This is a genomic window from Ruegeria sp. CE8, from assembly GCF_056537465.1.
The window spans coordinates 150,571-175,927 of record NZ_JBQFRP010000003.1; the positions used below are offsets into that span (position 1 = coordinate 150,571).

Genomic DNA, 25,357 nt, shown 5'->3' on the forward strand with positions numbered 1-25,357 from the left:
CAGGCGGGTTCCAAAAGGAGAATGACGCATGAGTGTTCGTGACGCGGTTCTGGCGAACCTGAGAAAAATCACCGACCCCGTTTCCGGACAGGACATCGTAAGTGCCGGTGTTGTCCGCGCATTGAACGTTGAGGGCGATACCGTGCGCTTTGTTTTGGAGATCGATCCGAAGCAGGCCGAGCGGATGGAACCCGTCCGCGCTGCCGCCGAGCAGGCCGCTCAGATGGTTGACGGCGTCGACAAGGTGTCGGCCATGCTGACCGCGCATTCTGACAAGGCTCCGCCTGATTTGAAGCCAAAGCCGAAACCCTCGCAAACCGGCCCGCAGGCTGTCCCCGGTGTGGACCGGATTATCGCGGTCGCTTCGGGTAAGGGCGGCGTGGGTAAGTCGACCGTATCGGCTAACCTGGCCTGTGCTCTGGCCGCCGAAGGCCGCCGGGTCGGTCTGTTGGATGCCGATGTCTACGGCCCGTCGCAACCCCGGATGCTGGGCGTTTCCGGCCGACCGGCCAGCCCGGATGGGAAGACAATCCTACCGTTGCGCAATCATGGCGTCACCATGATGTCGATGGGGCTGATGACCAATGAAGGTCAGGCGGTTGTCTGGCGCGGTCCAATGCTGATGGGCGCATTGCAGCAGATGATGAGTCAGGTGCAGTGGGGCGCTCTGGATGTTCTGATCGTCGATCTGCCACCGGGCACGGGTGACGTGCAACTGACGCTGAGCCAGAAGTTCAAAGTGGACGGTGCCATCGTTGTCTCGACCCCGCAGGATGTTGCCCTGATCGACGCGCGCAAGGGGATCGACATGTTCAACCAACTCAAGACGCCGATTGTCGGGATGATCGAGAATATGTCGACCCATATCTGCTCGAACTGCGGGCATGAGGAACATGTGTTCGGTCATGGCGGTGTCGCCTCCGAGGCTGAGGCGCTGGGCGTTCCGTTGCTGGGTGAAATCCCGTTGCATCTGGATATTCGTGTGGCAGCAGACGGTGGCGCGCCAATTGTTGTTAGCAAGCCTGACAGTCCGCAGGCTGAGTCCTTCCGCAAGATCGCACGCGACATGATTGCCAAGGGCAACGCATGAACGAGCCGGTCTTCCCCCCTTTGCTGACGGGCCACCCGGTGCAGGGCGGGGAAGACCCGTTCGAGCGCGCGCAGGCGATGGCCGCGCTGGGCTGCGATGCGGGGACGGTAGTCTACAATATTCAGGCAGATCGCCTGCGCGTCGCGATCGTTTTTGCTCCGGAGGTTCTATTGCGCGATGCGATGGCGATGATGCCGCTTTGCGCCGTGGGGTTTCAGAATGCGCTGGGCGCTTTGGCACCGCCCGAGGTCGCGGTTCATCTTGGCTGGGAAGGGTTGATTTGTGTCAATGGCGCGAAATGCGGCATGTTCCGCGTTGCGGCCTCGGGCACGGACGTGGAAACAGAGCCGGACTGGCTGATCGTCGGCTGGGAACTGGCGCTGTTGCAGACCAGCGATGCGCCGGGAGAAACGCCGGATGTCACCGCCCTATATGACGAAGGCTGCGCGGACGTATCGGCAACGCAGCTTGTCGAAAGCTGGTCACGTCATATGCTCACATGGCTCAATCGCTGGCAGGAGGACGGCAACGCCCCACTGCACGCCGAGTGGATGGGCCTATTGAACGGCGTCGGAGAGCCATACGGGGAAGCAGGCGTGTTCCTGGGAACGGATGAGCGGTTCGGGATGTTGATCCGCTCCGGTTCCGACACACAACTTCGCCCACTGACGGAATTGTTGGAGAACGAATGATGAAACTGGCCCGCGCGATCCATTTCGATGAGAGCGATATGAACGTGTTCCACTCTCCGGCCCGAACGGGCGAGTGGTGCATTTCGGGTGGGTTCGAGTTTTCGAACTGGGGCGAAGGCGATCTGGAAGGTAAGTCGCGACAGGCGTTTGCAAACGGTTGGCTGGGGGTTGAAACCTTTGGGCGTGTGACATTTGTTGCGGTCACACAGGTTGAACCTGCTGAACTAGACGGAATTACCCAGAACTTGGCCGAGCACTTTGTCAAATTCTATGGCGCACCCTCGGTTGAGGCCGCCATGGATGTCGCGCGCGCAGAGGTCGCGCATATGTCCGAACTGTGTGATGAGCACGGGCCGAATACTCTGCTGACCGTAGCTCGGGAGCTGTCTGTCACAGGTGTGCGCGAAGCGTTTCGCGTAATCATACCGCAAGAAACCCAGCTTGAAGCCTTGGCCGTTCACGGGTCATTGGACGAGTAGACGTCAGATCAGATCCGCAAAACCGCCGAATTGGCCGCGTTTGAAGATTAGGCCTTCTCCGGTGCGGTACATAACCTTCTGAACCTCGCCGACAAGGATCAGGTGATCGCCCCCATCATGTCGGGCGTGGACCTGACAATCGAACCGGGCCAGGCAACCGGATAGATGTGGTCTGCCGTCGGAATCATGTGCCCACTCGGCATGAGAGAAATCCCGACCGTCGCGCGCAAACCGTAGGGCCTGTTCCTGCTGATCCAGCGCCATCACGTGAATCGAGTAGTGCTGACTAGCGTTGAAGTCATCGAACCGGTTGGATTCTTTGGCCAAACACCACAAGACAAGGGGAGGGGCCAATGAGACCGAGGCGAAGGAGTTGACCGTGATGGCCCGCGGTCCCTGCGCAGTGTTCGTGGTGACCACCGTCACACCGGTGCCGAAACACCCCAACGCTTCGCGAAATGCGATGCTTTGATCCGGAGTTGGGGTAAAGTGTTTTTCCGTCATTGCGCGTTCATCCCGTGGCCGCGCCTGAGGTGCCATGGCGCGCCGGGATTGTCCATGAAAAGCTGAGTTCGGCTCGCGTATTTTTCAGCTTAGTTCAGGTCTTCCAACAGGCGGCCATGTTGTCGTGTTGCCTCAATAACCAGGCCAAAGGTCCTCATTCCGCGCGCCTGTAGCATCGGCAGCATTCTGACCAACGCCTCGGCGGTCGCGACAGCATCCCCCAGCGCCGTATGGCGCAGATCTTCAGGAATGGTGACGCCGAGCCTTTCGCACAAAGCGTCCAAAGTGTGTTTGTCGCTTGCGCCGAACAGGACTGCGGACAGCAGCACCGTGTCCAGGATTGGATGGTCCCATTCGACATTCATACGCTTGGCATGTCGCCGGAGGAAGGCCATGTCAAAGGGGGCGTTGTGGGCCACGATCACCGCGTCACGCGCAAACTGATGCAAAACGCGACCAGCCTCGGCGATGTCGGGGGCGCCCTGAACCATCCGGTCGCTGATCTTGTGTACCTTGGTCGAGGCCGGTGGGATAGGGATTCCCGGGTCGACCAACAGGTCCAACCGCTCGCCGTCGACGATGCGCCCGTTGATAACCCGGACGGCTCCGATCTGAACGATTTCGTCCTTGTGAGGCAGCAGGCCGGTGGTTTCGGTGTCAAACACGACAAAACACAAATCACGCAGCGCGAGACTTTCAAAGGCGTCATCGCTGGCCGCGCTTAGCAGATTGAAGTCGTACACCAAGGGCCGGGCCGCTTCGGGCGCGATATTGGCCGCGCTGTCGTCGAAAATCAGCATGTATCCCGGCGCATCACCCAGTGGTTTCAGACGCGCGCTATAGCTTTGCGTGCCGTCGATGCTGGTCAGGGTGCAGGCGACCTCAAATCCGGTTTTTGCCAGTTTTGCGTATGCGTCCTCCAGCGGACCACGCTTCAGGTACTCAAAAAGGGACGCGTTCAGGCGCGGGTGCGCAATTTGCGCCAGAACTTCGGCCGCCTGACCGTCGTACAAAACAATCTTATGGGTCGGGCTGGCCAGCAGCATCGCAACCGGGATGTCCGTCAAAAGGGCGGTCAGACGCTTTTTTTCCGCCGCGAGGTGTGCAGTTTCTTCGGCGACGGCCTGTGCCACATCCATCGTTTTGTCTGACAGCTGATCTGCCAGTCCGGCTGCTGCAGGCGCCAGATCTCCCAGGTATCGCGCGGCCTGCACGTCCATTTCAGCGCTGACGCCCGCATGCGCCCGCGCCCGAAGTTGGGCCGAAATTCTTTCGATTGGCTTGGCGACGTTGTCATCAAACAAAAGCCAGACCGCCGCTATCAGGGCAAGAAAGCCAAAGGCCATCACGATTTCCGCAAACACGAAAGCGTTGGCCAATTCAGGGTTCGCAGCGCGCCGGTAGCTGAACCACAAGGCCAGTGTGCTGACTGCAAGCGATCCCACAGCCAGAAGGCAGAAAAACAGAAAGATGCGCAGGCGCAGGCTCAACCGGGTCAACATGTTACACTCCGCAGGTTGCCTCGACGATCGGGTCGTTGGCGGTGACGTCGATCCAGTCTGCGTTCAACAGGCGGCCGTCATCACCAAATTCGGCTCCGTCCGCAAGGTTTGCGCGGCTGAATGCCTTGCAGTCGACGGCTACCGGTAGTTTCGAAACCGGGGCCCAACGACCGAATAAATACAGATCAACCAGACGCTGTTCGGGTACTTGTTCGTTGGTGCGCACGGTACCCGCATCAATGGCGGCAAAGCGGTCGACGAAGGGCACGGCATAGGTCCAGGGGCGGTAGAAGGCGCGGCTTTCGACCTCTTGGATAACAGTCATACCCTCGGGAAGCGCGTCGCGCGTCCGGTCATACCACGAGTATTCGCTGGCAATTGTCACGCCGATCATGCCCAAGCCAGCAGCGACAGGGGTTATCCAGCGGGGCAGACGGCCACCTGTAAGCTTGTTCAGCACCATTACGATACCGGCAAAGGCGAAGCCTGCAAAAATGGTGCCGATCAGTTCCAGAAACATGATGTCTCTCCGTAGTTCAGGCGCTTCCGCCGATCTTGATTTGCCGGATCTAGCCCAGCACTCCTTTGCCGTGGCCCACCGCAGATTGCATGGTTTTTACCACAACGAACGCATCCCGAAGATGGCTTCTCTCAAAGTCCGAAAGGTCTGAAGGAGGCAGAAAATTGTCCGGCTTTTGGTCTGCTTTTACAAGCCTGACCTGATGTTCCAGACGGGTTTCGGCAATCAAATCATAAGCATCCAGCAAATCCCGCGCGCCAGAGGGGCTGAGGATATTGGCGGCTCCCGCCGCTTTCAGTCGGGCACTGGTATTGGCTTCGGTCAACTGGCCCTGAAGGCTGTAGATGCGCGCAAGATCGACCACCGGCACAACACCGTTGTGTTTGAGGTCCAGTGTGTTGCGATGCTCGCCGGAGCGGATCGTGGCAATCCCGCGCAACAGGCCCAGCGGAGGCGTGTGCTTTAGTGAGTTCGAGATCATATGCGCGACAAAGATCGAGTTTGCCTTGGCCGCCGCCAGTGTTTCGGCCTGCAGATCATCGAACAGGTGGAAGGCACCGCCAATCGGGCGCAGATCGAACATGACCGAGGCGAGCATCTGCGCCTCGGGGTCTGGTTTGGCGATCCAGCCGCTGAAGTAATCGCGCCAGACACGCACTGGCTGACACCACCGCGGATTGGTGGCCATCATATCGCCCGGGCAATAGAAATACCCGCAGGTGTCGAGACCGTCGGAGACAAACTTCGCAAGGTCCGCGTAATAACCCATGTCATCGTCAGTCACGCTGTCATCCAGCATCAGGCAGTTGTCCTGATCCGAGACGCCGGTTTGCTCCTGCCGCCCTTGCGACCCGCAGGCCAGCCATAAGTAAGGAACGGGTGGAGGGCCCAGCTGATCCTCGGCGAGTGAGAGCAGACGGCGGGTGGCCGTGTCTGCGATGTCGGTAATCAGGCGTGTTACGATTTCATGCCGGTTTCCCGCAGCAACCAATTGCACCAGAAGTTGAGGGATTTCAGCGGTCACAGCCGCCATCTGATCCGCCGACGAAGCTTGTGCAATCCGACGGACCAACTCGGCCGAGTTTACTGCCTGATAGTGGGTCAGGTCCGTCTGCGTCACGATACCGACCAGACGTCCACCCTCGCTGATCGGAATATGGCCGATCCCGCGTTCCATCATCACGTGAAGAACATCCGAACCGATATCCGAAGGCGACAGTGTGATCGGGTTTGCCGTCATGATCGACGAGATTGGCGTGTCGGCGGGCATGCCGTTGGCCACGTATTTACCCGAGATATCGCGCAGGGTGGCAATGCCCAGAAGGTCATCCGCCTCGGTAATGCAAAGCGAGGAAATGTGCCTGTCGCGCATCATCCGGGCGGCTTCTTGAACCGGCGTGCCCGGTGGGCAGGTCGCGGGGTTATGTGCCATCAGAACATCAATTGCGCTGGTGGCCAGGCTCTGCGGGCCGGACCGGTTCGATCGGGTCCGGTTGAAGAATTTCGAAACGACCTCGTGACCGTCAATGAGCTGGCGCACTAGATCAGGAGGCAGGACCAGCAACACCGATGGCGTATGCGCGCGCGCTTTGGTAGCGGCCTTACCGTCCTTCAGCAGACCGCGCTCTCCGAACGAGTTCCGCAGGCCAAGATGGGACACGACGGCGTCGTTCTCATCGGTAATTTCAACTTGCCCCTCGTAGATCACAAAGACGCCGGGCAGGGTGTGGCCCAATTCGTAGACGGGAAAGTCCTCGTCGACCTCCCACACCTCGATCTGCTTTGCCACCTGATCTAATGTTTCCGGGGGCAGGGCATCATAGGGATGTACGGACTTTAGAAACCGGGTGATCTGGTCATGGGACAGGGGCATCAGTCACTCCTTGGTTTCTGGTTGAAAAATCCCGCCCGGTTGAGTGCCGGGCGGGAACAGTAGATCGAAAAACGCGGCATAAGGAAGTTTACCATATGCCGCATCATGCTCATTTATTCTGAGCTGCGCCTGCGCCACGGGGAATACGCACGCTTTCGACCAATTCTACGATCTCCGGCGGAGTCTCTTTGGTCATTCCAGCGACGACGTAAGCAACGCCGAAGTTGATCATCGCACCGATGGCGCCGAACGAAGTCGACTTGATCGGACCCAGAAGCGGGTCAGCATCGGTGAACGAGTTGGTATCCGGAATGAACAGCCAGCCCTTGTGCAGGAAGATATAGACCAGGGTCACGGTCAGACCAGCCAGCATACCTGCGACGGCACCGGTGTTGTTGATGCGGGTCGAGAAGATCCCCATCATCAGCGCCGGGAAGATCGAGGCAGCCGCCAGACCGAAGGCCAGAGCCACCGTTTGCGCCGCAAAGCCCGGTGGGTTCAGGCCCAGGTAGGTTGCAACAACGATGGCGACAGCCATTGCGATCCGCGCCGCCAACAGTTCCCCTTTTTCAGAGATTTGCGGGTTGATCGCACCTTTGACAAGGTCGTGGGATACCGCAGACGAGATCGCCAGCAACAGACCCGCAGCGGTCGACAGAGCAGCCGCAAGACCACCGGCAGCGACCAGACCGATCACCCAACCCGGCAGGTTGGCGATCTCGGGGTTGGCCAGAACCAGGATGTCGCGGTTGAACTTGGTCAGCTCGTTACCGACCCAGCCTTTTTCTTCCGCAAGCGCCTGCATATCGGCGTTCTGATCGTTGTAGTACTGGATCTTGCCGTCGCCGTTCTTGTCTTCCCAATCCAACAAGCCGGTTTTCTGCCACGTCTGCATCCAGTCGTAACGCGGATCGGTGTCAATCTCTTCAACCGAAACAGCGCCACCTTCGATGCCACCGTTGGGCCACATCATGTCGGTGATGTTCAGTCGGGCCATTGCGCCAACCGCGGGGGCGGTCAGGTAAAGCAGCGCGATGAAGACCAGCGTCCAGCCAGCGGACCAGCGGGCGTCAGACACTTTCGGCACGGTGAAGAAGCGCATGATCACGTGCGGCAGACCAGCGGTACCGATCATCAGCGACAGAGTGAACAGAACCATGTTCAGCGTGTTCGAGTGGTGCGCCGTGTACTCGGCAAAGCCCAGCTCGGTCACGATTGCGTCCAGTTTGGTCAGCAGCGGCTCACCACTTGCAGTGTCGCTGAACAGACCCAGCGCCGGAACAGGCGTACCGGTCAGTTGCAGCGAGATGAAGATCGCCGGGATGGTGTAGGCGGTGATCAGCACGCAGTACTGAGCGACCTGAGTATAGGTCACGCCTTTCATCCCACCGAACACCGCGTAGGCAAACACCACACAGGCGCCGATCAACAGACCAGATGTGTTCGACACCTCAAGGAAACGGCCAAAGGCCACGCCCACGCCGGTCATCTGACCGATCACGTAGGTCACCGACGCGACGATCAGACAGATCACCGCAACAACACGTGCGGTCTGGCTGTAGAAGCGGTCGCCGATGAACTCCGAGACGGTGTACTTGCCGAACTTACGCAGGTAGGGCGCAAGCAGCAGAGCCAGCAGAACGTAGCCACCGGTCCAACCCATCAGGAAGGTCGAGTTGTCATAACCTGTAAAGGCAATCAGGCCCGCCATCGAGATGAACGAGGCCGCAGACATCCAGTCCGCCGCTGTCGCCATACCGTTGGTGACCGGGTGAACGCCGCGACCGGCGGCGTAGAATTCGGATGTGGAGCCCGCACGGGCCCAGATCGCGATGCCGATGTACAGCGCAAAGGACGCGCCGACAAACAGCAGGTTGATGGTAAACTGGTCCATGCTGCTTACTCCTCATCCACGCCGTATTCAGCGTCCAGCTTGTTCATGCGCCAGGCGTAGTTGAAGATCAGCACCAGAAAGACCAGGATCGAGCCCTGCTGGGCGAACCAAAAGCCCAGATCGGTGCCGCCGACTTCGATGCCGGACAGCAACGGACGCAGCAGAATGCCGAATCCAAAAGACACCAGCGCCCAGATGACGAGGCTGATGTAGATGAGACGCAGGTTGGCCTGCCAATAGCCTTTGTCGGCTTCGGCAGTCTGCGCGGAGTTTGTTGATTGATCCGCCATTGCGGGTTCCTCCTTCGCTTCCTCCTAGGGCGGCCCGTTGTCTTATTCCTCCAGCGCGCGGGGCCGCTTTTCGATATGCCGAACGCCGGCTTGGCGTCAGGCAAGACTTCTCCGGTCCGCCAGGGCGGGTCCATTGAAGTTTTCCTTTAGGAATTCGGCCCTTATTCAGGGCAGGCCGTCTTCCCTTAGTTCATCGCGTCGCTGACGATCCTTTCCAGATTGCCAGCGATGTCTTCGATATTGCCCATGGCGTTCAGGCCTTTCAGAACGCCATGGTCTTGGTAATACGTAATCAGCGGCGCGGTTTGTGCGTGATAGGCCGCAAGACGCGAGGCGACGGTCTCGGCGTTGTCATCAGCACGGCGCTTGAACTCGGTGCTGCCGCACTTGTCACATTCACCTTCAACCTTCGGGACCTTGAACGTATCATGGTAACCTTCGCCGCAGCCGCCGCAGGTGTAGCGCCCCGAGATGCGGATCACCATTTCCTCGTCCTCGACCTCAAGACTGATTGCGGCATTGATTTTCTGCCCGGTTTCCGCCAACAACCCGTCCAGCGCTTCGGCCTGAACCGTGGTGCGCGGGAAGCCGTCCAGGATTACGCCCTTGGTGCAATCAGGCTCGGCCAGCCGGTCGCGCAGGATGGCGATGACAATCTCGTCGCTGACCAGATCGCCGGCTTCCATCACCGCCTTCGCGGCCTTGCCCGCCTCGGTGCCCGCAGCAACGGCCGCACGCAGCAAATCACCGGTGCTGAGTTGCACCAGCCCGAACTTGTCTTCCAGCATCCGCGCCTGTGTGCCTTTCCCGGCGCCCGGAGGGCCGAGAAGGATCAGTACGGCGGGAGTTATGGTCGTGGCAGCGTCCATCACATCCTCACTTGTTCGCGCGGTTTTCGATCAGGTCTTCGACAACCGACGGATCGGCCAGTGTCGAAGTGTCACCCAGCGAGCCGAAGTCGTTCTCGGCTATCTTGCGCAGGATACGGCGCATGATCTTGCCCGAACGGGTCTTGGGCAGGCCCGGGGCCCACTGAATTACATCCGGTGAAGCGATCGGACCAATCTCGGTCCGGACCCAGGTGCGCAGTTCTTTCAGCAGCTCATCCGACGGCTCTCGGTCATTCATCAGAGTGACATAGCAATAGATACCTTGCCCTTTGATATCATGGGGATAGCCAACCACAGCGGCCTCGGCCACCGCGGCATGTGCGACCAGGGCACTTTCGACCTCGGCCGTGCCCATGCGGTGACCCGAGACGTTGATCACGTCGTCAACACGGCCCGTGATCCAATAATCGCCATCCTCATCGCGACGGCAGCCGTCACCGGTGAAGTAGTAACCTTTGTAGTCCGAGAAATAGGTCTTCTCGAAACGCTCGTGATCGCCCCAGACGGTGCGCATCTGTCCGGGCCAGCTGTCTTTGATACACAGAACGCCTTCGACGCCATCGCCTTTGATCTCGACGCCGGATTGCGGGTCCAGAACCACCGGTAGGATGCCAAAGAAGGGCTTCATGGCCGAGCCGGGTTTCATTGCGTGGGCGCCGGGCAGGGGGGTCATCAGGTGACCGCCCGTTTCGGTCTGCCACCAGGTATCCACGATCGGGCAATTGCCTTTGCCGACAACCTCGTTGTACCAGTTCCACGCTTCGGGGTTGATCGGTTCTCCCACGGTTCCAAGGACCTTCAGGTCGCTCAGGTCGCACTTTTCAACAAACTCATTACCCTGACCCATCAGGGCACGGATCGCAGTCGGAGCCGTATAGAACTGGTTCACCTTGTGCTTTTCGCAAACCTGCCAAAAGCGGCTGGCGTCCGGATAGGTTGGAACACCTTCGAACATCAGCGTCGTCGCACCGTTGGCCAGCGGGCCATAGACGATGTAGCTGTGGCCGGTGACCCAGCCCACGTCAGCGGTACACCAGTAAACGTCGCCATCGTGATAATCGAACGTAATCTCGTGGGTCAGCGACGCGTAAACGAGGTAACCACCAGTGGTATGCACAACACCCTTGGGCTGACCGGTCGAGCCGGAGGTGTAAAGGATGAACAGCGGGTCCTCGGCGCTCATCTCAGCAGGCGCGCAGTAGTCATCCGCCTCAAGCGCCATTTCGTTGTAGTCATAGTCACGACCGTTGATCCACGTGGTCTGACCACCGGTGCGCTTGACGACCAGACACTTCACGGTGTCCTTGCAGTGCAGCAGGGCGGCGTCCGCGTTGGACTTCAGCGGGGTTTTGCGACCGCCACGCGGTGCTTCGTCAGCGGTGATGACAACCTTCGCGTCACAGCCATTGATCCGTGCGGCCAGAGCGTCGGGAGAGAACCCAGCAAAAACAATCGAATGGATTGCACCAATCCGCGCGCATGCCAGCATGGCATAGGCGGCTTCGGGGATCATCGGCAGATAGATCACGACCCGGTCGCCTTTGCGGACGCCCATCGATTCCAGAATGTTGGCCATCCGACAGGTGCGACGGTGCAACTCGGCATATGTAATGTGCTGCGCTTCGTCGTTTGGATCATCCGGCTCCCAGATGATCGCGGTCTGATCGCCGCGGGTCTTCAGGTGGCGGTCCAGACAGTTTGCAGAAACGTTCAGCGTACCGTCCGCATACCAGTTGATTCCAACCGAGCCGAAGTCATAGCTGACATCCTTGACCTGCGTGTAGGGCTTGATCCAGTCCACCCGCTTGCCTTGTTCATCCCAGAACGCCACAGGGTCATTGATGGAGGCCGCATACATCTCGTTGTATTTTTCAGCGTTGACATGCGCACGGGCTATAGTGTCGGCGGACGGCGGAAAGGTCGTGGCTTCTGCCTGGGCAGCGGTTGTCATTCTGAGGCTCCTCCCTCTGGACTATATTGAACTGGGCCGATTTTGCCTGCTGAACTGGCAATGTCGACCCATATCCTCCCTGCTTCCAATAATACGGAGAGCTGAAAACAATGAAATAAATTACAGAAATCTCAGGATTAGTTTGTAAATTCATTTCTTTCATTTCGCGAAAGCTGTAAACAAAAACTCAAGAAAATGAAAAATAATAATGAAAACAACATTTAGGATGTAACGGAATTCTACAGTGGCAGCGGCCCGTCCAGTGTAGTGTTGAAGTCATTTGGGACTCGTCTTTTGGTTGTTAGCGTATGACGGCTGCGCTTACCGCTCGTAGGGAATGATGCCCGGGGGTTGGCACATACCGATGTTGGCGCTAGCTTTGAGCGCAAGCGCCTCGGCAAGGGGGTGCAACAAAGGGAGAAATCAATATGAAAAAGATGTTGAGCGGCGCCGCTGTGGCCGCTTTGGGTGTTGCGTTCGTGTCCGAGGCCGCCGCAACCGAGTGGAATGCCTCAGTCTGGGGCAAGCGCCGCGCATTTACCGAACACGTTGAAAAGCTCGCGGAACTGGTCAGCGAGAAGACCAATGGCGATTTCACCATCAACGTCAGCTATGGCGGGCTGTCCAAGCCACGCGAGAACCTTGACGGGATTGAAATCGGCGCGTTCGAGATGGCGCAGTTCTGTGCCGGGTACCACCGCGACAAGAACCGCGCGATTACCGTTCTAGAGCTGCCGTTCCTTGGCGTCAGCAATCTGGATGAAGAGGTCGCGGTCAGCCACGCTGTTTACGATCACCCCGCCGTCAAAGATGAGATGGCGCAGTGGAACGCGCGCATCATCATGACCTCTCCGATGCCGCAGTATAACCTGGTTGGCACTGGCGAGCCGCGCGATGAACTGGCCGAATTCGAAGGGATGCGCGTTCGCGCCACGGGTGGTCTGGGTCAGGCGTTCGAAGCCGTTGGTGGCGTTCCGACATCGGTGCCTGCGACCGAAGCTTTCAACGCGATGGAATCTGGCGTTGTGGACACAGTGGCCTTCGCCCAGCACGCGCATCTGTCCTTCGGCACGATCAACGAGGCCGACTGGTGGACAGCCAACCTGAACCCCGGCACCGTAAACTGCCCGGTCGTGGTCAACATCGACGCCTATGAAGCACTGCCCGCCGAGCATCGCGAAGCGCTGGATAGCTCAATCGACGAAGCGATTGATCACTATCTGGCCAACTACGGCACTTTGCTGGAGCAGTGGGATGGTGTTCTGTCCGAAAAAGGTGTTGAGAAAGTGCAGATCGACGATGCGGTGATCGCCGAGTTCCGCACAAAGGCTGCTGACCCGATCCGCGAACAGTGGATTGCGGACATGTCCGCTCAGGGCCTTCCCGCGCAGGATCTGTATGATCTGGTCCAATCCACGCTGGAACAACAGCGCAGCGGTAATTAATCGCGACATCCGGGTGCCCATGGGGGCACCCGGACAACAATCAAAATACAGGGGAACACCGGTATGGCAGGACAGGCCACGGTGCTTGAGGACAACAGCCTCCTGAGTTCATTGGATCGTAAGCTGCTGAGGTTGGAGCGATTTCTCGCGCTAATCAGCGGTGTTGCCGTGTTTGGGCTTATGGTTCTGGCTGTTGTTTCGGTCAGCGGTCGCAATGCGATCAACGCACCCTTGCCGGGGTATGTCGACTGGATCGAACAAGCGATGCCGTTGATTGCGTTTTTGGGGATTTCCTACGTTCAGCGCGATGGCGGCCATATCCGAATGGATATTGTGATCTCGCGCTTGCACGGGCGGGCACTGTGGCTGTTCGAGCTGATCTCGGTGATTTTGATCCTGGTGCTGATGCTGGCGCTTGTTTGGGGCAGCTGGTCCCACTTTGACCGCTCGTTCGACTTCGGTGCCCCGATGTGGAGTCGCGACAGTTCAATCGACATCGGCATCCCGCTCTGGCCTGCCAAGCTGCTGGCCCCGGTTGCATTCTCGGTTCTTTGCTTGCGGCTGCTATTGCAGGTTTGGGGCTATGGTCGTGCCTTTTTACTGGGGGTTGAAAGCCCGGTTGCGGTGCCTCTGATACAGGATGCGGCGGCGCAGGCAGCCGCCGAAGCCGAGCAATTCGAAGGGCAGGACTAGCGTATGGACACGATTGAGATTGGCCTGTGGGTCACAGGTGGCCTGCTGGTTCTGGTTGTGACCGGAATGCGCGTGGCCTTTGCTGCCGGTCTTGCGGGGCTGATTGGCTTGGTCTGGATATTCTGGGCGAAGTTCGGCTATGACCCCGACCGCTTTGGCAAGGCACTGACGGTCGCCGTCAAAACGGCGGGGCAGGTGCCGCACTCCAAGGTTGCAGCGCACACGCTCAGCCTGATCCCCACATTCATCCTGATCGGCTATCTGGCCTATTACGCGGGGCTCACGCGCGCGCTGTTCGAGGCCGCGAAACGCTGGGTCGCGTGGGTGCCCGGGGGGCTCGCGGTTTCAACTGTATTCGCGACTGCGGGTTTCGCGGCAGTATCTGGTGCCTCGGTGGCCACATCCGCCGTGTTCGCACGGATCGCGATCCCCGAGATGCTGAAGGTCGGCTACAACAAGCAATTCGCGGCCGGGGTTGTCGCTGCGGGCGGAACGCTGGCATCGCTGATCCCGCCGTCCGCGATCCTTGTGATCTACGCGATCATTGTCGAGCAGGATGTGGGCAAACTGCTGCTCGCCGGGTTTATTCCAGGGGCATTTTCTGCCGTTGTGTACGGCCTGCTGATCGTGGGCATCGCAGTTGTATTCAAATCCGTCGGCCCTCCGGTCACAGGGTTCACTTGGAAACAGCGCTTTGCATCCCTTCCGGGTGCAATTCCGATTGTCGCGGTGATCCTGATCATCATCTGCTTTGTCTATAACCCGTTCGGTGAGAAGGCCTGGGGTACACCGACTGAAGGTGGTGCGATCGGGGCCTTCATCGTGTTCTGTTTTGCCCTGTTTCACGGTATGCGGTGGCCCGAGTTGAAGTCGGCACTTCTGGAAACCGCGAAACTGACAGCCATGATCTTCACGATCATCTGGGGTGTGCTGATCTATGTGCGTTTCCTCGGTTTTGCGGATCTGCCGGGCGCGTTCTCGGATTGGATCACCTCTTTGGAAATGTCGCCGATGCTGATCCTGATCTGCATCCTCTTGGCCTATGCCGTGCTTGGCATGTTCATGGACGCGATTGGGATGCTGTTGCTGACCTTGCCGGTGGTCTATCCGGCAGTCATGGCCCTGAACGGTGGCGAAACAGTCAGTGCTGCCGACAGCGCTTTCGGCATGTCGGGGCCGATGTGCGCCATCTGGTTTGGTATTCTGGTGGTGAAGATGGCGGAATTCTGTCTGATCACACCGCCCATCGGTCTGAACTGTTTCGTGGTCGCAGGCGTGCGCCCGGATCTGAGCGTTCAGGACGTGTTCAAAGGGGTGACGCCGTTCTTCATTGCCGATGGCGTGACCATCGCATTGCTTGTGGCGTTTCCTGGCATCGTACTCTACTTGCCGTCATTAGCCGGATAGAAAAAGCCCCCGGTGGTGAGCCGGGGGCTAGTCGACGTGAAGTGCGGGTTCTTCAGCTCGCCCGCATCAGCATCCCGTAGAGGTCACGCGGGTCATCAGGGTCGGCCAGCATGTCCAGAGGTTCAAAGAAATCAGTGCCTTCGATGGCGGACTGGATGTATCGCAGGGCCGAGAAGTCCTCGATCGCGAAGCCAACGCTGTCAAACAGCGTGATCTGGCGGTCATCCAGGCGACCTTTGGCCTGACCGGTCATCACCTGCCACATCTCAGTGACCGGATGATTGTCATCCAACGCCTGAATCTCGCCTTCGATACGGGTTTGTTCGGGGTATTCGACAAAGATCTCAGACCGCAGCAGGATATCGCGATGCAACTCGGTTTTGCCTGGGCAGTCGCCGCCAATGGCGTTGATATGCACGCCCGGGCCAACCATGTTGTCGGTCAGGATCGTGGCGTATTTCTTGTCCGCCGTGCAGGTGGTGATGATCTGCGCGCCCTCGATGGCATCCTCGGCTGTTTTGCACTGCACGACAGTCAGACCGGAGTTCTTTAGGTTTGCCGCACATTTCTCGGTCGCTGCGCGATCGGTGTCGAACAGACGTACCGTGTCGATCCCACACATGGCCTTGAACGCCAGACATTGGAATTCAGACTGCGCGCCGTTCCCGATCATTGCCATGACGCGTGAGTTTTTCGGGGCCAGATAACTGCCCACCAAAGCCGAGGTCGCGGCGGTGCGCAGCGCGGTCAGCATTGTCATCTCGGTCAACAGGGTCGGGTAGCCGGTATAGACGTCAGCCAGCAGGCCAAAGGCGGTGACGGTCTGCAGACCCTCGGATGTGTTCTTGGGGTGCCCGTTGACGTATTTGAATCCGTAGGCCTCACCGTCCGAGGTCGGCATCAGCTCGATCACGCCATGGGGCGAGTGGGCTGGGATGCGGGGTGTCTTGTCAAAGCTCTCCCAGCGTTTGAAATCGGATTCAATTTGGGCCGCGATCTGGGTGATCATCTTTTCAAGCCCGATGTGATGCACCAGCCGCATCATGTTGTCGACGGATACAAAGGGCACAAGCGCCTTGTCAGAAGGTTGCATCATGATCTCCTATCGGCGGGAAAGGTGGATACCGGCGATCATGCAACGTACTGATCCACCGGCTGTTTCTATGGTCGGAACCGACAAAGGCAGCAGGGTTGCGCTGTCTTCGATGATGTTGATCTGTTTGGGCGTCAGCGCATCCCTGGCGCGGCTGGACAATGCCAGCACAAGGCCGTCACGCCCGCTGAGCTCAATGGTGTTTCCGGCAAAATTCGCGATCTGGTCATGCGACAAGTCGATGACAGTGCGACCGGATTCTTCCAATCGCGCCCGCACGGTTGCACGGCGTTCGGCGTCGGTGATCATGTCAAGACAGATCAGAGCATAATGCGTACCGATCCCCATCAGGACATTGGTGTGATAGACATCTCTGCCTTCAGCATCCCGAGCTTCGAACGCGATGGGTTCGTAGTTGAAGTTCGTGCAGAACCGCTCTAGCAGAACAGGATCAGCGCGGTTGGATTTGACCGTGTAAGCAATGCGCCCGACGTGATCGAGAACCATTGCTCCGGTACCTTCCAGCGCAAGGTTATCCTGTTCCAGCCCTGAATAGTCAATCACGTCCTGAACGCGGTATTCCTGCTTCAGCAATTCGATAACATCTAAGCGGCGTTCGCGTCGGCGCGACGGAACAAACATCGGGTAAATCGCGACGTGCCCACCGGGATGTGTCGAGAACCAGTTATTGGGAAAAACGCTGTCAGGCGTGTTCAATTGGCCGTGATCGTCAAAGACATGAACGGTTACACCTGCCTCGCGCAGTTGTTCGACCGCGCGATCATGTTCGTCGCGCGCGGCTGCTGAAGTCGCTTCGGCGGATCGGTGTGCCAGCGTCTGAAACGCATTGTCGTGGCGTGTCTCAGGGTTCGAAACAAACTCGTGCGGGCGTACCATAACGACGGCAGAGGGAGATTGAAGGGAATTCATCAGAAGCTCCGGGTCGGGCGGTCGAAGATGCGGCGACCCAGCAAGGAGGCGGCCAGATCAACCATAAGTTTCGCAGTGCGTCCACGTTCATCAAGGAACGGATTCAGTTCGACCAGATCCAGTGAGCAGACCAGACCGCTTTCGTGCAGAAGTTCCATCACCAGATGGGCTTCGCGTTCGGTCGCGCCTCCGGGAACGGTGGTGCCCACGGCTGGGGCGACAGATGGGTCCAGAAAGTCGACATCCAGCGAGACGTGAAGAAGGCCGTTTGCCGCCCGGACACGGTCCAGGAATGCAATCAACGGTGCCTTGATGCCATGTTCATCGATGCTGCGCATATCCGCCAGCATGGCCTGATCCTGCTCCAGTCGGGCGCGTTCTGCAGGATCCACGGACCTCAGACCGATCATACCCACGCGGTCTGTCGGAACGGGGGCGGCTAAAGGTGGGAAGGCGTCAAACCCGGGTTGCCCGGTGAAGTAGGCTACGGGAGTGCCGTGCAGGTTACCGCTGCCGGTGCTGTCCGGAGTGTGAAAATCGCTGTGCGCATCCAGCCAGAGCACAAACAGCGGCCGCCCGATCCGGTTGGCATGTGCGGCCATGCCAGCGACGGTGCCCATCGACAAGGCGTGGTCACCTCCCATGAAAATCGGCAGGCCCTTGGGTGCTGTTTCCTGCGCCGCGCGGCTGAGCGCACCGGTCCAGCCTACACATTCGGGCAGGGCGACAAGATGCGGGTGCTCTGGCACATCCGACGGATCGGCGCTGACATTGCCGATATCCGTTACTTGATGCCCAAGATCTGTCAGGGCTTCTTGTAGGCCCGCCACCCGATACGCGTCGGGACCCATGCGGCACCCCTGACGGCGTTTGCCAGCGTCCATCGGCGCACCGACCAATATCACGTTTTCAGTATCCATATGACTATCTAGCCACTCAGGGTGGCTTGCGAAAAGGCAGCAAAATGTTCAAAATGACACTTAGATATACGAACCGGAAAGCAATCATGGACGATTTGGATAGTAGGCTGCTGAGCGCTTTGCACCGGGATGCGCGGGCATCGCTGTCTGAACTCGCTGAAACGCTGGGTGTGACACGCACGACCGTACGCAGCCGGTTGCAGCGCCTGAAACAGTCAGGCGAGATCGTTGGGTTCACCGTTCTCACCCGTCAGGACGTGGCGCAAAGCCCCGTGCGCGGCTTAATGATGCTGGAAATCGAAGGCCGGGGAACCGAGCGCACGATGGCCCGCATCGCCGCCATGCGTCAGGTGCGCGCTGTGCATTCCACGAACGGCAGCTGGGACCTGATCGCTGAAATCTGGACCGAAACACTGGCCGAGCTGGACGAGGTTCTGTTCCAGATTCGCCGCATGGAGGGGATAACCCGGTCCGAGACCAACCTGCTGCTCTCGACCCGAAAGGGGCGGTTCTGACCGCGTAGTGCTTTGAGCCTGAAAGAAAATGTGCAAAAGTTGCTTTGCGTGATCCAACCGCGCAGGACGTGAAAAGGCCTGAGAGCAGGGACAAAGCATGGCAACGCAAGAGAACGTCGAAGAACTCTGGGCTGTACGCTTGGCGGAACGGGTGTCGGGGTTTCTTGAAAAGCCCGTGGTCAGGATCGCAATACCGATTCTTGTGACCCTCATCGCACTGATTGTTCTACACGAGCTGTCATCCCACGTGAAATGGGCTGATGTGCAGACGGACGTTGCGAACACATCGTGGAAACTGATGCTCATCGCGCTGTGTTGGACAGCGTTTAGCTTTTTCTCACTGTCGCTCTATGACGTATTCGCGGTGCAAAGTGTGGCAGATGGAGAGGTGCCGTTGCCAGTGGCTGGCATGGCCGGGGCCTGCGGGTACGCGGTGTCGAATTGTCTTGGATTTTCCTACATTACGGGCACGGCGATCAGGTATCGGATCTACGCGTCTCTTGGACTGGATTTAGGCAGGGTCGCGGGTGTTATTGCCACCTCATGGATCGCTTTCTGGTCGGGTTTTGTTTTGCTGTTGGGCACATTGCTAACGCTGCATCCGGACGGAATCTCCAAGATTTTGCCCATAAGTGATGTCACCGAAACCGTGATCGGTGTGTGCTTGCTGGCAGCGCTGGCAAGCTTGTTCATTTGGCTTTCCAGAGGCGGGCGCAGACTGGCTACGGGAGGGTTGGGCTTCAACCTGCCGGGCGGCAAACTGGCCGGACTTCTGACGCTGGCCGCGGTCGGTGATCTGTTCGGGGCATCGATGACCCTATACGTTTTGATGCCGGATGACATTGGGGTTGGATATCCGTTCTTCTTCACAATCTACATTGGCGCCATCGCCGTCGGCATCCTCAGCCACGCCCCAGGCGGGATCGGCGCGTTCGAAGCAACTCTGATCGCTGGACTAGGAGCCTCGGGGCGGTCCGACGTGATCGCAGCGCTGTTGCTTTATCGGTTGGTCTACACGTTTCTGCCGTTTGCAATTGCCACATTGTCCATCGCGGTTGCGTCAGCGCTGACGCACCGCCACCACATCAGCGGGGCGGCGACATGGGTTTATCGCGTGATCCGCCCGATCATCCCGATGGTTGCCGCGGGGGTTGCTGCCGTCGCCGGGGTCATCCTGTTGGTGTCCGGAGCATTGCCCACAAATAGCCAGAGCCTGGGCGCATTGCGTGACTTCCTGCCCCTGTCATTCGTTGAGGCGTCTCACCTTGCCGGCAGTGCGGTTGGGGTTTTGCTGCTCCTCGTGTCGCGGGGGCTGTTCCGCAAGCTGTACCGAGCCTGGGTGGTCGCCATGTTGTTGATGGTCGCGGGGTTCATTGCATCGCTAACCAAGGGCCTAGACATCCACGAAGCAATCACAATGCTTGGCACCATCGCCCTGCTTGCCACGTTTCGCGGAGCCTTTTACCGGGTCAGCGGCGCGTCGATCTTCCGCCTGAATATTCCGTGGCTGGTCAGCGTTATTGCCTTGCTTCTGGTCATCTTTTGGATCGGACTGTTCGCTTATTCACATGTCGAATACCAGAACGCCCTTTGGTGGGAATTCGCCTGGAACGGTAACGCCTCGCGCTTCTTACGTTCCAGTCTCGTTGTGGCGGTCATCCTTGGTATTGTGGCCGTAAACTCGCTGTTTGGGCGAGAGGTTCCCGAGCCGATGCGGACCGAGATACCGGAAGTTGTCGAACGGCTGGCGCTGGAAAGCGAAGACACCGAGGCGCAAATTTCCCTCACCGGCGACAAACAGTTCCTTATTTCCCCAGACGACAAGGCGTTTCTGGCCTATGCCGATACCGGCAACGCACTGATCAGTAAAGGCGAGCCTGTGGGGGAAGAAAAGGCTGGCCAACAACTTATCTGGCAATTGCGCGAGATGGCGGATCGCGAGGGCAAGCTGTGCGCGTTCTACAGCGTCTCGACCAAGTACCTGCCAACGTTTCTGGATCTGGGCCTCTCGATCCTGAAAATCGGAGAGGTTGCGCGTGTTCCGCTGAAGGATTTTTCACTGGACGGAAAGCCGCGCAAAAGGTTCCGTCAGGCCAAGCACAGGGCCGAACGCGAAGGATACGTGTTCGAGATCCTTCCAAAGGAAAACCTGGCCCCGGCGCTGCCAGAGTTGCGCAAAATCTCAGATGACTGGTTGGAGCACAAGGCCGGAGAGGAAAAGGGCTTTGCGCTCGGTGGCTTTGACGATGAATACCTGTCCTATTTCGATTTCGCGGTGCTGAAAAAGGCTGCTACCGGAAAGATCGTGGCCTTTGCCAACCTCTTTCAGGGCGGGCATAAGTCGGAACTATCGCTGGACCTGATGCGGTATGAGCCTGATGGGTCGAACTTTATTATGGACGCGCTGTTCGCCGAGATGATGACCTGGGGGGCAGAGCAGGGGTTCCATTGGTTCTCGCTCGGGGCTGCACCGTTTTCCGGGATCGAGAACAGGCAACTGGCATCCTTCTGGAACCGGGTTGGCGGGTTCGTTTATGAACATGGCGAGCAGTTTTATCACTTCGAAGGGCTTCGGTCCTTCAAGCAGAAGTTTGACCCGGAATGGAGCCCGAACTATCTGGCCAGCCCTGGTGGTCTGGCGGCCCCGAGGATTCTGTACGAGGTGAATATTTTGATCTCAGGCGGGTTACGCGGGCTGACCAAGTAAGGGTCAGTTCAGGCTGGCGCGCGTTGGGGTTTTCTCCAGCAGGTCGCCCCAATCGGTGCGATATGCCATCTCAGCCAGAACGGTTTCGGGCAGGAATTCCTGGTTTTGGCGGATTTGCCAGCCGCCGCCCAATCCTTTGTAAACAGCAACCAAATTGCTGGACACTTGCTGACGCGCTTCGATCAGATTGGCCTGCGACCGCAGCAGGGAAGTCTGCGTGTTTAGGATCCGAGAATAGCTGGCGATGCCGTCCCGGTACTGGTCGATGGCGATCTCGGCCGCTTTGCGCGAAGCCGCGACGCTGTTTTCATAAAACCCGACCTGCTTGCGGGACTGTGCGTAGGCCACCATCGCGCTTTCAACCTCGGAATAGGCGGTCAGGACCGTATTCTGATAATTGGCGATCAGCGCCTGATAGGCAGCATCCTGCGCTCGCACGTTGTTTTTAATCCGGCCGTAGTTCAGCACGTTCCAGACCACACCAGCATTGGCCAGTCCCGTGCTGCTGGTCGACGAGAACAGGTCACGCCCGCCCGACGCCTGCAGGCCAATTGCGCCGGACAGGATAAACTGCGGATACAGATCCGCCAGCGCGATACCGACCTGAGCTGATTGCGTTGCTGCTGCCAGTTCCGCCGCGCGGACGTCGGGGCGGCGACGCAGCAGTTCGGCCGGAACACCGACCGCCACGTTGGAACGTGCCGACGGGATGCGACCAGAGTTACCCAGCAGGCTGGTCATCCGGGAAGGCGTCGCGCCAAGCAAGACCGCCAAAGCATTCTTAGCCTGTTGAAGGTCGCTTTCGATTTCGGGAACCAAAGCCTTGGTGTTGTTCAGCAAGGCTTGCGATTCCTGAACGTCCAGTTCGGTGGTCACGCCGTTGTTAAACCGCAGCTGGGTCAGGTCGGCGGACTCCTGTTGTAGTTGGATGTTCTCGCGCGCGACCGCCAGCGACTCCTGCAGCGCCCGGATGTTAACGTAGAGCGCCGCGACATCTCCGGTCAGTGTGACCAGCGCGTCGTCATAGTTTGCCACCTGCAAAGCCAGATTGGAGCGCGCGGCCTGTACGCCGCGGCGTTGCTGGCCCCAGACGTCCAGCTCCCATTGGGCGTCGAACCCGACTTGAGACGTTGAAAACTCGGTGTCGAGCGGGATGATCCTGCGGATATCGGAAATTGGCCCGAGGTTGTCGCTGACCTGGCGGCGTTCGATGGATGCGCCGATGGCCTGCGATTGCGGATAGAGCTCACCGAAGGCGATGCCCAATTGCGCGCGCGCTTGCAGGACACGGGCGCCCGCCACCTGCAGATCAAGGTTCTGGGCATACGCTTCGGCGATCAGCTTGTTCAGCGTGGGATCGTTGAAGGTTTCCCACCATTTAACCACCGGTGCGCTGCGCGAGGTCAGCCCACTTTGTCCCGCGCTTGGACTGTTCACCTCGATCCACTGCTTGACGACCGGAGAGTTGGGCCGCACGAAATCCGGACCGACCGGTGCGCACCCCACGAAGAGCGTTGCACACAGGGCCGTGCCCATCAATCGGCGGTAAAGTCTGGCCCGGGTCATGCTAAGCGTCCTCAGATATCCAATGGTCGAATGAAGTTGGCGAAGGAATACAGCCGGATATTGATCCGCCGCAAAAATTCAAAGCTCTTGCCTTGCCCGGTGTAGATCGCGACGGCCGCGTGACCGCCAGCAGGGAAGGTGTGATCGTCAGGGATGTCGACCGAGATCTGCACCGCGATACGTCCTGGCAGTTTCGGCAATTCAAACCCGGGCAGGCGGCCCGAGGGAAGATACTGACCCTGTCGGGTGGCCCACCAGATTGCCTCGACCTTGCCAGTCAGGATTTCTCCGGGATAGAGGTCAAGCGCGACCTCGACGGGTTGACCGACTTCGACAAACTTCAGATTCTGTTGTCTGTAAGTGGCCAGAATGTAGGGGTTGTCCTTGGTTACAAAGCTGGCAATCGCCCCCAGACGGATATCACCAACGACAAGCCCCGGCCGCGCCTGTTGAGACACGATCATGCCGTCTTCGGGTGCATAGATCGTGGTATTGTCGAGAAAATACTGAGCCTTATCCAACTGAGCCTGCGCCTGCAGGATGCCGGTATTGATCCCGTCGATCTGCGAGTCCAAAGCCAGATTGGCCTTCTCCAGATTTGCTTCGGCCTCTTTGATTTGTGCCTGATCCTCGGTTACCTGTTCGTTCCAGCGATCCAGCTCGTCCTGACGCGCACCACCTGCAGGCACCAGATTTTCGTACCGCGCCTGCTGAGTCTGCGCATAAGCCAACTGGGCATTCGCGCGCTCAACGGCTTCGGCCGCGACAATCACGTCCTGTTCGAGGATTTTGGCGTTCTGCTCTGCGGCCACCAATTGCGCGGTAGCGGATTCAACCTCAAGTGAGAAGACCGTGTCGTCAAAGCGATAGAGCGGATCACCTTTGAGAACGGGCGTGTTGGGCTCCACCAGCACTTCGGTCAGGATCGTCGGTTCGGTCAGGCGCGGGACGATCTGGATGGTCGAACGGACCACATGGCTGTCGATCGAGAAGGGTTGGAAGAACCGTAGTGCAACCAGAAAGACCAACAACAGGTGGGCACCCACCCAGAAGGTCACGATCCCCCAAGTGATACTGAACTTCAGCCACTTCACTTTGAAGAAGATAAACCAGACGAAGATGATGTAAAAAAGCGTAATGCCGAGGGCGACGAACATATTTTGTAGTTTCCTTTGGCCTTAGCTTTTTTGCGTCTCGTCCGGGTCAAGCGGGTCGCGGTACTCTTCCGTCAGCTCACCACCCAACCGCTTGATTTCCTTGCGAACAGCCTCCCGTTCATCGTCGGGCATGCGGCGAATATCGACAACGGTTCCGTCGTGGAAAGCCCAGATAAAGGCGTGGACCCATGGGACGATGGCCAGAAACCCCATCCACCCCATGATCTTGATCGCCTCAGCATGAGGGTGGTTACGTTTGATCGCGATGCGTCCCGGTAAACCCATGACGAACAGGAACAGAGCCATCACCGCCGCCAGCAGCAATATCAATGCAAGAAACGTCAGGTAGTCATAGTAGTCCAGCGGCTGCCCAAGTAACCCCATGTTCGTGCCTCCGTTTGGGAAGGTTATCCCATCCTCAATTGTTGGTGCCTAGTTCGTCAATCAATTTGTAGCTGGTTGGCGGGTCGGCGCAAATTCCCGGGCCGCACTCGATCAAGGTTGAAACTGCGTTCAGCACAGCGAGCCCAAGCATGACGAAGAACGCCGTCTTTGCCAAAGTGCTGCCGCCAAAGCGCGGTTGGTCCGACGTGTCGGTGGCATATTGGCGTTCAAACATCAGCATGATTGCCGTGCCCAGCAGGATCAGAAAAAAGCAAATGGCGGCCCAAGTGTAGTAATGCAGTCCCAGAACGGGTGAGCCGTAATGACCGGTGCCCGGTACGATGTGCAGAAGGATTTGCCGCACCGCGACGCTGCCGCCGAACAATGCGGCAATCAGCATTAACGCATAGTGTTGGGGGCGGGCTCCGTATAGAAGGTTCAGTCCCAGACCGACGCCCACGGCGACAAAGCCAACGCGTTGCAGCAGGCAAAGCGGGCAGGGCAGTTCATACAGCGTCAGCTGGTAGATATAGGCCAGCAATAGCACGAGGCTCACGGCAAGCATGCCGATGGCATTCAATGTTCGGGACAGGTCCGGTGTCATCGCCGCCCCCTACAACTGAATCGTCAGCTGGCTGGTGGCGTGAAACTTCAGCCAGTACACACTCAACGCCAGCGTGAAAATGAACAGCGTGTTGGCTGCCGTTGTTCTTCGAAAATAGTTCAGCCCCATCGTGGCTGTAAGTAACGCAAATAAAAGCGCTATCATGGCCCGGTTCTCCCCTTCCGTGCAACGATCGCAATACGGGGATACTGTCAGGCGAAATGGTATCTGGCAAGGAAAGGGTTGCAAGG

General features: G+C 58.5%; 24 protein-coding genes. 8 read left to right on the forward strand and 16 right to left on the reverse strand.

Annotated elements, in window-relative coordinates; translation table 11 throughout:
- Positions 1-28 precede the first annotated feature (28 nt).
- Genes ACR0AA_RS06425 through ACR0AA_RS06435 form a run of 3 tightly spaced genes read left to right on the forward strand, consistent with a single transcriptional unit; the run spans position 29 to position 2,261 of the window.
- Entirely contained in the window at positions 29-1,090 is a 1,062-nt protein-coding gene (locus tag ACR0AA_RS06425) for an Mrp/NBP35 family ATP-binding protein (RefSeq protein WP_480755693.1), read from the forward strand.
- Positions 1,087-1,782 (forward strand): biotin/lipoate--protein ligase family protein, encoded by a 696-nt coding sequence (locus ACR0AA_RS06430; protein ID WP_480661350.1) that lies wholly within the window; start codon positions 1,087-1,089, stop codon positions 1,780-1,782. Before ACR0AA_RS06425 ends, ACR0AA_RS06430 begins: the two co-directional genes overlap by 4 nt.
- Complete coding sequence (locus ACR0AA_RS06435) at positions 1,782-2,261, forward strand: DUF6505 family protein (RefSeq protein WP_480755836.1); 480 nt, start codon at positions 1,782-1,784, stop codon at positions 2,259-2,261. Before ACR0AA_RS06430 ends, ACR0AA_RS06435 begins: the two co-directional genes overlap by 1 nt.
- Positions 2,262-2,264: 3 nt before the next feature.
- On the opposite strand, the gene ACR0AA_RS06440 is transcribed toward ACR0AA_RS06435, so the two are convergent.
- The 8 genes from ACR0AA_RS06440 to acs form a co-directional block, all read right to left on the reverse strand.
- Positions 2,265-2,765 carry a flavin reductase family protein gene (locus ACR0AA_RS06440; protein WP_480661351.1) on the reverse strand — a complete coding sequence of 167 codons (501 nt, stop codon included), beginning with the start codon at positions 2,763-2,765 and terminating at the stop codon, positions 2,265-2,267.
- 89 nt (positions 2,766-2,854) lie between these two features.
- Positions 2,855-4,267 carry a 3'-5' exonuclease gene (locus tag ACR0AA_RS06445; protein ID WP_480661352.1) on the reverse strand — a complete coding sequence of 471 codons (1,413 nt, stop codon included), beginning with the start codon at positions 4,265-4,267 and terminating at the stop codon, positions 2,855-2,857.
- A gap of 1 nt (position 4,268) precedes the next feature.
- Positions 4,269-4,787: a hypothetical protein gene (locus ACR0AA_RS06450; RefSeq protein ID WP_480755694.1), complete on the reverse strand. Its 519-nt coding sequence runs from the start codon at positions 4,785-4,787 to the stop codon at positions 4,269-4,271.
- Between the two features lie 49 nt (positions 4,788-4,836).
- Positions 4,837-6,660 carry a DUF294 nucleotidyltransferase-like domain-containing protein gene (locus ACR0AA_RS06455; protein ID WP_480755695.1) on the reverse strand — a complete coding sequence of 608 codons (1,824 nt, stop codon included), beginning with the start codon at positions 6,658-6,660 and terminating at the stop codon, positions 4,837-4,839.
- A gap of 109 nt (positions 6,661-6,769) precedes the next feature.
- Positions 6,770-8,554 (reverse strand): sodium:solute symporter family protein, encoded by a 1,785-nt coding sequence (locus tag ACR0AA_RS06460; protein ID WP_480661355.1) that lies wholly within the window; start codon positions 8,552-8,554, stop codon positions 6,770-6,772.
- Positions 8,555-8,559: 5 nt separating this feature from the next.
- Positions 8,560-8,844, reverse strand: a complete 285-nt coding sequence (locus ACR0AA_RS06465) for a DUF4212 domain-containing protein (RefSeq protein ID WP_239337767.1) — start codon at positions 8,842-8,844, stop codon at positions 8,560-8,562.
- 185 nt (positions 8,845-9,029) lie between these two features.
- Positions 9,030-9,713, reverse strand: a complete 684-nt coding sequence (locus tag ACR0AA_RS06470) for an adenylate kinase (protein WP_480661356.1) — start codon at positions 9,711-9,713, stop codon at positions 9,030-9,032.
- A 7-nt stretch (positions 9,714-9,720) separates the two neighbouring features.
- A complete protein-coding gene (gene acs / locus ACR0AA_RS06475) occupies positions 9,721-11,685 on the reverse strand; it encodes an acetate--CoA ligase (protein ID WP_480661357.1) in 1,965 nt (654 codons plus the stop codon).
- Between the two features lie 428 nt (positions 11,686-12,113).
- Between acs and ACR0AA_RS06480 the strand changes: the two genes are divergently transcribed.
- From ACR0AA_RS06480 to ACR0AA_RS06490, 3 genes are all read left to right on the forward strand, one after another.
- Complete coding sequence (locus tag ACR0AA_RS06480) at positions 12,114-13,130, forward strand: C4-dicarboxylate TRAP transporter substrate-binding protein (protein WP_480661358.1); 1,017 nt, start codon at positions 12,114-12,116, stop codon at positions 13,128-13,130.
- Positions 13,131-13,193: 63 nt separating this feature from the next.
- Positions 13,194-13,823 carry a TRAP transporter small permease subunit gene (locus tag ACR0AA_RS06485; RefSeq protein ID WP_480661359.1) on the forward strand — a complete coding sequence of 210 codons (630 nt, stop codon included), beginning with the start codon at positions 13,194-13,196 and terminating at the stop codon, positions 13,821-13,823.
- Between the two features lie 3 nt (positions 13,824-13,826).
- Entirely contained in the window at positions 13,827-15,230 is a 1,404-nt protein-coding gene (locus ACR0AA_RS06490) for a TRAP transporter large permease (protein WP_480661360.1), read from the forward strand.
- A gap of 52 nt (positions 15,231-15,282) precedes the next feature.
- Here ACR0AA_RS06490 and ACR0AA_RS06495 read toward each other — a convergent pair whose 3' ends face one another.
- From ACR0AA_RS06495 to rocF, 3 genes are read right to left on the reverse strand one after another with little or no spacing between them, the layout of a single operon-like run.
- Positions 15,283-16,326 (reverse strand): ornithine cyclodeaminase, encoded by a 1,044-nt coding sequence (locus ACR0AA_RS06495; RefSeq protein WP_480661361.1) that lies wholly within the window; start codon positions 16,324-16,326, stop codon positions 15,283-15,285.
- Between the two features lie 6 nt (positions 16,327-16,332).
- A complete protein-coding gene (gene ctlX, locus ACR0AA_RS06500; protein WP_480661362.1) occupies positions 16,333-17,253 on the reverse strand; it encodes a citrulline utilization hydrolase CtlX in 921 nt (306 codons plus the stop codon).
- Complete coding sequence (gene rocF / locus ACR0AA_RS06505) at positions 17,253-18,173, reverse strand: arginase (RefSeq protein ID WP_480661363.1); 921 nt, start codon at positions 18,171-18,173, stop codon at positions 17,253-17,255. Before rocF ends, ctlX begins: the two co-directional genes overlap by 1 nt.
- A gap of 86 nt (positions 18,174-18,259) precedes the next feature.
- Between rocF and ACR0AA_RS06510 the strand changes: the two genes are divergently transcribed.
- Together ACR0AA_RS06510 and mprF are read left to right on the forward strand one after the other, a co-directional pair.
- Positions 18,260-18,688 (forward strand): Lrp/AsnC family transcriptional regulator, encoded by a 429-nt coding sequence (locus tag ACR0AA_RS06510; RefSeq protein ID WP_480661364.1) that lies wholly within the window; start codon positions 18,260-18,262, stop codon positions 18,686-18,688.
- 97 nt (positions 18,689-18,785) lie between these two features.
- The gene (gene mprF / locus ACR0AA_RS06515) at positions 18,786-21,395 is read left to right on the forward strand and encodes a bifunctional lysylphosphatidylglycerol flippase/synthetase MprF (RefSeq protein ID WP_480755696.1); all 2,610 of its coding nucleotides are present in this window, start codon (positions 18,786-18,788) and stop codon (positions 21,393-21,395) included.
- 3 nt (positions 21,396-21,398) lie between these two features.
- Here mprF and ACR0AA_RS06520 read toward each other — a convergent pair whose 3' ends face one another.
- The 5 genes from ACR0AA_RS06520 to ACR0AA_RS06540 are packed head-to-tail and all read right to left on the reverse strand — an operon-like array spanning position 21,399 to position 25,271.
- A complete protein-coding gene (locus ACR0AA_RS06520) occupies positions 21,399-22,961 on the reverse strand; it encodes an efflux transporter outer membrane subunit (protein ID WP_480661366.1) in 1,563 nt (520 codons plus the stop codon).
- A gap of 11 nt (positions 22,962-22,972) precedes the next feature.
- Positions 22,973-24,118 (reverse strand): HlyD family secretion protein, encoded by a 1,146-nt coding sequence (locus ACR0AA_RS06525; RefSeq protein WP_480661367.1) that lies wholly within the window; start codon positions 24,116-24,118, stop codon positions 22,973-22,975.
- A 21-nt stretch (positions 24,119-24,139) separates the two neighbouring features.
- Positions 24,140-24,502, reverse strand: a complete 363-nt coding sequence (locus ACR0AA_RS06530) for a DUF3302 domain-containing protein (protein WP_480661368.1) — start codon at positions 24,500-24,502, stop codon at positions 24,140-24,142.
- A gap of 34 nt (positions 24,503-24,536) precedes the next feature.
- Complete coding sequence (locus tag ACR0AA_RS06535) at positions 24,537-25,106, reverse strand: disulfide bond formation protein B (protein WP_480661369.1); 570 nt, start codon at positions 25,104-25,106, stop codon at positions 24,537-24,539.
- 9 nt (positions 25,107-25,115) lie between these two features.
- Positions 25,116-25,271, reverse strand: coding sequence for a DUF5993 family protein (locus ACR0AA_RS06540; protein ID WP_239337747.1), 156 nt, complete (start codon positions 25,269-25,271; stop codon positions 25,116-25,118).
- Positions 25,272-25,357: the final 86 nt, after the last annotated feature.

What these genes read in the sequence shown, in the direction of transcription:
- ACR0AA_RS06480 (WP_480661358.1), top strand. Translation starts at nt 12,114, where the DNA reads ATGAAAAAGATGTTGAGCGGCGCCGCTGTGGCCGCTTTGGGTGTTGCG.
- ACR0AA_RS06540 (WP_239337747.1), bottom strand. Translation starts at nt 25,271, where the DNA reads ATGATAGCGCTTTTATTTGCGTTACTTACAGCCACGATGGGGCTGAAC.
- ACR0AA_RS06435 (WP_480755836.1), top strand. Translation starts at nt 1,782, where the DNA reads ATGAAACTGGCCCGCGCGATCCATTTCGATGAGAGCGATATGAACGTG.
- ACR0AA_RS06465 (WP_239337767.1), bottom strand. Translation starts at nt 8,844, where the DNA reads ATGGCGGATCAATCAACAAACTCCGCGCAGACTGCCGAAGCCGACAAA.
- mprF (WP_480755696.1), top strand. Translation starts at nt 18,786, where the DNA reads ATGGCAACGCAAGAGAACGTCGAAGAACTCTGGGCTGTACGCTTGGCG.
- ACR0AA_RS06445 (WP_480661352.1), bottom strand. Translation starts at nt 4,267, where the DNA reads ATGTTGACCCGGTTGAGCCTGCGCCTGCGCATCTTTCTGTTTTTCTGC.
- ACR0AA_RS06425 (WP_480755693.1), top strand. Translation starts at nt 29, where the DNA reads ATGAGTGTTCGTGACGCGGTTCTGGCGAACCTGAGAAAAATCACCGAC.
- ACR0AA_RS06470 (WP_480661356.1), bottom strand. Translation starts at nt 9,713, where the DNA reads ATGGACGCTGCCACGACCATAACTCCCGCCGTACTGATCCTTCTCGGC.
- acs (WP_480661357.1), bottom strand. Translation starts at nt 11,685, where the DNA reads ATGACAACCGCTGCCCAGGCAGAAGCCACGACCTTTCCGCCGTCCGCC.
- ctlX (WP_480661362.1), bottom strand. Translation starts at nt 17,253, where the DNA reads ATGAATTCCCTTCAATCTCCCTCTGCCGTCGTTATGGTACGCCCGCAC.
- ACR0AA_RS06430 (WP_480661350.1), top strand. Translation starts at nt 1,087, where the DNA reads ATGAACGAGCCGGTCTTCCCCCCTTTGCTGACGGGCCACCCGGTGCAG.
- ACR0AA_RS06535 (WP_480661369.1), bottom strand. Translation starts at nt 25,106, where the DNA reads ATGACACCGGACCTGTCCCGAACATTGAATGCCATCGGCATGCTTGCC.
- ACR0AA_RS06510 (WP_480661364.1), top strand. Translation starts at nt 18,260, where the DNA reads ATGGACGATTTGGATAGTAGGCTGCTGAGCGCTTTGCACCGGGATGCG.
- ACR0AA_RS06460 (WP_480661355.1), bottom strand. Translation starts at nt 8,554, where the DNA reads ATGGACCAGTTTACCATCAACCTGCTGTTTGTCGGCGCGTCCTTTGCG.
- ACR0AA_RS06490 (WP_480661360.1), top strand. Translation starts at nt 13,827, where the DNA reads ATGGACACGATTGAGATTGGCCTGTGGGTCACAGGTGGCCTGCTGGTT.
- ACR0AA_RS06455 (WP_480755695.1), bottom strand. Translation starts at nt 6,660, where the DNA reads ATGCCCCTGTCCCATGACCAGATCACCCGGTTTCTAAAGTCCGTACAT.
- ACR0AA_RS06450 (WP_480755694.1), bottom strand. Translation starts at nt 4,787, where the DNA reads ATGTTTCTGGAACTGATCGGCACCATTTTTGCAGGCTTCGCCTTTGCC.
- ACR0AA_RS06530 (WP_480661368.1), bottom strand. Translation starts at nt 24,502, where the DNA reads ATGGGGTTACTTGGGCAGCCGCTGGACTACTATGACTACCTGACGTTT.
- ACR0AA_RS06525 (WP_480661367.1), bottom strand. Translation starts at nt 24,118, where the DNA reads ATGTTCGTCGCCCTCGGCATTACGCTTTTTTACATCATCTTCGTCTGG.
- ACR0AA_RS06440 (WP_480661351.1), bottom strand. Translation starts at nt 2,765, where the DNA reads ATGACGGAAAAACACTTTACCCCAACTCCGGATCAAAGCATCGCATTT.
- ACR0AA_RS06520 (WP_480661366.1), bottom strand. Translation starts at nt 22,961, where the DNA reads ATGACCCGGGCCAGACTTTACCGCCGATTGATGGGCACGGCCCTGTGT.
- ACR0AA_RS06485 (WP_480661359.1), top strand. Translation starts at nt 13,194, where the DNA reads ATGGCAGGACAGGCCACGGTGCTTGAGGACAACAGCCTCCTGAGTTCA.
- ACR0AA_RS06495 (WP_480661361.1), bottom strand. Translation starts at nt 16,326, where the DNA reads ATGATGCAACCTTCTGACAAGGCGCTTGTGCCCTTTGTATCCGTCGAC.
- rocF (WP_480661363.1), bottom strand. Translation starts at nt 18,173, where the DNA reads ATGGATACTGAAAACGTGATATTGGTCGGTGCGCCGATGGACGCTGGC.